The sequence below is a fragment of the Longimicrobiales bacterium genome, from assembly GCA_035764935.1.
GTDB lineage: Bacteria > Gemmatimonadota > Gemmatimonadetes > Longimicrobiales > RSA9 > DASTYK01.
Genome location: DASTYK010000111.1, coordinates 1 through 3,778 on the forward strand (window position 1 = coordinate 1; position 3,778 = coordinate 3,778).

Here is a 3,778-nt window from a genome sequence, read left to right on the forward strand (position 1 = left end):
CGCCTACATCCGCCGGTAGCTGGGTCCGCTGCCGCCTTCGCGCGGCGTCCAGCGCGGACCGATGACGTCGGTGGCCTTGCAGTCGATGCAGTTCGGCGCGTTCACGATCAGCCGGTCGCCGTCGCGCTCGTACACACCGGCAGGGCACATGTGCACGTACATCTCCGCGACCTCTGCGGGAATGTCCTGACCGACGATGAGGTGGGAGGGAATGTCGTCGCGTGTTGCGTTGCCCGCCTTGAAGACAGCGTCCAGCTTGCGGATCGCCAGGGGCGAGTCCGGCATCTGCGGCGGCGCATCCGCCGACCGCGGATGCGCGGCATCGGGCTCGCTGCCGATGAACCCGCCGGGGAACGCCCCACCCGTGAGCGACATCAGTGCTGCCTTCGCGCCCCCCACGTAGAAGCCGTCCTTGAAGGCGAGTCGCATGTTGCGCCGCGCGTAGAGATCGCTGCGGATGCTGCTGCCGTTGACCAGGTCGTCGTAGCGGCGGAGTGTGCTGCTGGACGTATCGCCGTTCTTCAGCGCCTGGAAGATTGCCTCCGCCGCGAAGATGCCCGACTGCATCGCGTAATGGATGCCCTTGAGCGACGCGACCTCGACGAACCCGGCAGAGTCGCCGAGCACGACGACGCCGTTGCCGTGACGCCGCTCGGGCAGTGCGTGGAACCCTCCTTCGGGAATGGTCTTGGCGCCCCACTCGACCAGGTCGCCGCCTTCGAGATACTCCCGGAAAAACGGATGCGCCTTCATCTGCTGCAGCAGCACGTGCACGTCGAGGTTCGCATTGCCGTAATCCATGCCGGCAACCAGGCCGAGTGCCACGACGTTGGGCTCGAGCGGGTACATGAAGCTGCCGCCAAACGTGTCGTTCGGCAGCGGCCAGCCGAGCGTGTGCACGATCGCGTCGAGAGGCTTTTTCGTTTCCCAGATCTCCTTCACGCCGAGCGCGAAGATCTGCGGGTTGGCGGAGCTGATCTGCTGCCACTGGAAGAACGCCTGCGCGAGTGCGCCGCGCGTGCCCTCCGAGAGCGCAGTGACCTTTGCCGTGATGTCGGTGGGCGGCTCGTAGCGCGAGCCCTGCGACCCGTCGCGGTCCAGGCCGGTCGGCGCAGTGCGGATCCCTCGTACGGCGTCGCCTTCGACGAGCAGCGAGGCGGCCGGGAAGCCGGTGAACACGTTGACGCCGAGCGACTCCGCCTGCTCGCCCAGCCAGCGCACGATCTCGCAGATCGATGCGATGCGGTTGCCGTGGTTCTGCATGGTGGGCGGCGTCGGGATCCGGATCGCACGCGACTCCGTCAGCAGCATGACCCGCTCGTTCGTCACCGGCGCGCGCAACGGAAGCTGGTCATCGGGCAGGTCAGGGAAGAGCGTGCGGAACGGCGCAGGATTCACGACCGCACCCGAGAGGTTGTGCTCCCCGAGGGCGCCGGCCTTTTCGAGCACCGCGATCTCGATCTCACCGATGCCGCCGCCGTTCTCGTTGTCCTGCTGCACGAGCTGCGCGAGCCGGATCGCGCCGGCGAGGCCGGCTGGCCCTGCGCCCACGAAGACGACATCCATCTCGACAGCCTCGGCATCCGGCTGCTCGTTCAGAATCAACCGGTCGAGCGGTAGGTCCGGCTGGTGCTGTGCCGGCACGATCCGCCTGTTTCCCGCCATGTGGCTTCCCCCGTTCATGTCCCGGGCGACGCTCCGCTGTACGACCGCAGGCGCACGTCGCTCCGTCAGTTCACGTAGCTGCCCTGTTCCTGTGCATCATCGGCGGCGGACAGGAGCACTGCGCGTGCCGCGCTGCCCGCTTCCACGACTTCGACATCCTCCGGCACGATCAGCAGCGCGTCCGCACGTGCAGCACTCGTCAGCACACCCGAGCCCTGCGGGCCCGTGAGTCGCGCCTGCATCAGTCCGTCCTCACCGGCGGGATCGAGCCGTACCCGAAGAAAGCGCGCGAGGCCTGGATTCGAGCGCACGCGCTCGGCCACGCGGACCGTCGCGATGCGCGGCAGGTGCGCGCTCCGCCCCTGCATCCGCCGCAGCGCAGGCTTCACGAAGAGCTCGCACGTGACCAGCGCCGACACCGGATTCCCCGGCAGGCTGAACACCGCCAGCGGTGCGGCATTGTCGCGCGGGATGGTGCCGAACGCCAGCGGGCTGCCCGGCCGCACGCGCGCGCGCCAGAATGCGAGCCGGAAGCCTCGGCGGTCCAGCGCGTGCTTGACCAGGTCGTGCTCGCCCATGCTCGCGCCGGCGCTGATCACGAGCGCATCTGCTGCGGCGGCGAGCGCGCGATCGATCCGCTCCTCGAGCGCGTCCATCCGGTCCGCGGCCACGCCGAGCATGAGCGGCACGCCTCCCGCCGCCCGCACGGCCGCGGCGAGCATCGGCCCGTTGGAGTTCGCGATGCGACGTCCTGCGAGAACCTCGTCGAACTCGTCCAGCTCGACGATCTCGTCGCCGGTCGAGAGAATGGCCGTGACGGGTCTGCGATGGACACGCACGCGAGCCGCACCGACCATCGCCAGGACGCCGACCTCCGCTGCCCTGAGCGCACGCCCTGCTTCGACCGCGACATCGCCCGTGCGCAGATCCTCGCCGCGCGGACGGATGTTGCGGTGTGCATCATCCGCACGCAGCACGCGGATCCGATCGCCGTCGCGTTGTGTGTGCTCCAGCCGCACGACGCTGTCTGCTCCGCCCGGTATCGCTGCACCGGTCATGATGCGGATGGCCTGGCCCCGCTCCACGGTGCGGGTCGCAAACGCGCCGGCCGGCACGTCCTCGATCATCTGCAGGACCCGGGGCGCGTCCGGACGCGCACCCTCGATGTCCTCCGCGCGCACAGCGTAGCCGTCCATGCCGCTGTTGTCCCATGCGGGCTGCTCGATCGGCGAGCGGACGGCCTCGGCCAGCACCCGCCCGGCGCAGTCCGCGAGCGCGACCTCCTCGGTGCCGAGCGTGGTGATCCCCGTCAGGACGCGCGCGAGCGCCTCGTCGGCGTCGATCCAGTCCGCGCGGTGTGTCATTCAGCGGCCGCGGCGAGGCGTTCCGCGTGCTCCCGGTCCTCGCGGGTGTTGACGTTCATGAAGAGGCGCTCCGGGTCGCCGAAGCGCGCGACCTCGTCGGCGGGCAGCACCGCGACGCGGACATCATGATGAAAGCCGATGACGCGCAGGTCCTCGCGCGCGACCGCGCGCTCGATCGGCACGATGCAGCGCGTCGAGTACCAGGCGCACAGCGGCTCCATGCCGCGTTTGCTGTCGCTCGCCGGGAGCACGGCATCGACGTTCTCCGCCCGCGCCCGCTGCACCAGTGCGCGCAGCAGCGCTGCGGAAGGGAAGGGCATGTCGCAGGCGAGCACGAGCGTGCCATCGCACCCGCGCCCGGCCGCGTGCAGCAGCGCGGCGTGGATTCCCGCGACCGCCCCCGCACCCTGAAGCACGTCTGCGCGAACGGGAAGCCCCAGCGGCTCGTACGCCTCGATATCGTTCGCGACGATGACCTGCTCATCGCTGGCAGCGCGCAATGCAGCGAGCACCCGGTCGATCAGTCGCTCGCCCGCAACCGTGACGAAGGACTTGGACTCGCCGTAGCGGACGGACCGGCCACCGGCAATGGCCGCGCCGCAGGTGCTCACTGTGCACCCCAGACGTACGCGTCCCGGGCGGCGGCCCGCGCCACGATCGGGATGCCGGCTTCGGCGGCGATCTCGATGGCGAGCGTGGTGGGCAGCGAGCGCGTCGCTATCCAGGCGACGTCCGCGGCCGCGGCCTTG

3 protein-coding genes are annotated in these 3,778 nt (G+C 69.9%); all 3 read right to left on the reverse strand.

Annotation, left to right across the window (positions count from 1 at the left end; genetic code table 11):
- Positions 1–3: 3 nt before the first annotated feature.
- Positions 4–1,665, reverse strand: a complete 1,662-nt coding sequence (locus VFU06_09235; protein HEU5209582.1) for an electron-transfer flavoprotein:ubiquinone oxidoreductase — start codon at positions 1,663–1,665, stop codon at positions 4–6.
- Between the two features lie 65 nt (positions 1,666–1,730).
- The gene (glp, locus tag VFU06_09240) at positions 1,731–3,029 is read right to left on the reverse strand and encodes a gephyrin-like molybdotransferase Glp (GenBank protein ID HEU5209583.1); all 1,299 of its coding nucleotides are present in this window, start codon (positions 3,027–3,029) and stop codon (positions 1,731–1,733) included.
- Positions 3,026–3,640 carry a molybdenum cofactor guanylyltransferase gene (locus tag VFU06_09245; protein HEU5209584.1) on the reverse strand — a complete coding sequence of 205 codons (615 nt, stop codon included), beginning with the start codon at positions 3,638–3,640 and terminating at the stop codon, positions 3,026–3,028. The genes glp and VFU06_09245 overlap by 4 nt, the downstream gene beginning before the upstream one ends.
- Positions 3,641–3,778 lie beyond the last annotated feature (138 nt).